The 1,838-nt window shown below is 69.1% G+C and carries 1 protein-coding gene and 1 pseudogene; both read right to left on the bottom strand.

Features of this window, described 5'->3' with window-relative positions; genetic code table 11:
* Positions 1-276 (bottom strand): annotated as a pseudogene (locus ACY45C_RS01885) (hypothetical protein); the annotation flags it as partial.
* Between the two features lie 73 nt (positions 277-349).
* Positions 350-1,522 carry a trypsin-like serine peptidase gene (locus ACY45C_RS01880; RefSeq protein ID WP_462185946.1) on the bottom strand — a complete coding sequence of 391 codons (1,173 nt, stop codon included), beginning with the start codon at positions 1,520-1,522 and terminating at the stop codon, positions 350-352.
* Positions 1,523-1,838 lie beyond the last annotated feature (316 nt).

The following is a 1,838-nucleotide window of genomic DNA, read 5'->3' as shown; positions in this document are numbered from 1 at the left end:
CACGAGGGCACCCGACAGCCAGGGGTCGCCCAGCGACCGCACGCTGCCGAATGATCCCTGATTCACCAGCCCGAGGCCCGTCACGACGATGAGCAGTGAGGCGAGCGTGAGGGCCCGGATCATCCGCACGCACAGGCGCAGGATCGGCAGGGCGCCGGCCCCCAACCGCAGCAGGCGCGGGGTGACCACGGTGATCAGTGTCAGTGGACCGATGACGAAGACCCCGACGACGACGTGCACGGTCAGGAGGAGCCCGAAGCTGCCCGAATGCGGCATGCACAGAAGGTATCGATCGTCGTCAGCCGGCTGTATCCCGGGGGACGGCGATATCCCGGGGGACGGCGATCCGCTAGAGCCGGTAGGACTGATAGTAGAGTGACTTCACCACGTCGCCGAAGTGAGTTCCGTATAGCTTGTCGTTGACTCCGGCATAGGCGTAGCTGATCACCCCGTTGACCCAGCCGTGCCCGGAACCGAGCCGGCCGAGGCCGGTGAGCAGTGGCCCGCCGCTGGCGCCGGCCGTCATGCGGCAGGCGACGCCGATCGACGGGCTGCCGTAGGGGTCGCCGAAGCCGGGGCCGGCGCAGTAGACGAGCTGGCTGCCGTCGTAGGGGGGCAGCCGCGGGTAGCCGAAGGTGTACTGCGGATACGTCCCCGGAAGATCGAAGGCGATGCCCTGGGACCCGACCGTGTCCTCGAGATGACGGCCGCGGGACGGGGACGGGTTGAACAGGGCAAAGCCGGTGTCGACGTCGAAGTCGCCCCGATGGGCCCAACCGGACGTCACGGTGAGCCGGCGGGCGGTCCAGATGCCGTAGGGCATCGCGCCGTTGTCGAACCCGGGGATGAAGATGACGTTCCGCGCGAACTGTTCCCCGGTACCGCCGTGCACGCAGTGCCCCGCGGTGACTACGAGGTCACGACTGGGGCTGGACACGACGCTCGCGGAGCAGGCGTAGTCACCGCCGCCGATGGTGGCGAACAACCGGCCGGTGGTCGTGGTCACCAGCCCGCCCCGGGTGTAGGGCATTCCGGCGCTCGGGGGCGGGGGAGCGCCGCTCGCGGCCGTTTCGGAGCCGCCGACGGCAGGCGGGGCCGGCCCGGGACTGAGGGGGGCGGCATCGGCATGGTCGTTCGTGCGGGCCCCGAAGGCTCGGGCCCGCCGCTCCGCGCTCCAGTACCGTTCGACCTCGCGCTGCTCGGCGAGGGTCACCGCCCCCGGCGCCGAGAGGAGCTGTCCCGCGGTGGATCCCGGGTACGTGGCGGCGATCGGCGCGCTCCCTCGCCCGGTGGCCGACGCCGCCTGGGCGGGGCTGGCCGGAAGGGCCGCGGGTGCCAGCGCGACGCCCGCCGTCAGCAGGATCGCGACGGCGAGCCTCGATCGCGCGGGCGGGCGTGGGCGGGCTCGGGTGGCGCCGGGTACATCCGTCGGCGGGAGTGGTCGGAGGCGTGCCGCGCCCGCCCGCCCCTCGCGCTCCTGGTCTGCACTCTGTGACGTCACGACAGCGCAGAGTAGCAGCACTGTCGCCTTCTGTGGCGGCTCGCGGGCGTTGTGGGACGGGTGGGTCGGCGGGCAACACCTCCCGGCCTCGTCGACCCATCTCCATGGGTCGGCTGGAGAGGACTGTAGGCGTAAGACAGCTATGGAGTCGAGATGAAATAACTTGCGCGTTTCGAACCCTCCACAGGCCTGTGACCTGCGATGATGCTCTCGATCACGTATTTGTTACTTCATTACGTCCCCTATGTGGTAGATAGTCCGGAAAAGACAGTACCTATCAACCCGTATCATTCAAGGAGTCGAAATGAAATAACTTGCGCGTTTCGAACCCTCCGCA

Source organism: Frankia sp. CcWB2 (assembly GCF_977927585.1).
The sequence above is the reverse complement of the archived record's forward strand: the minus strand, read 5'-3'. Positions and strand labels throughout refer to the sequence as shown.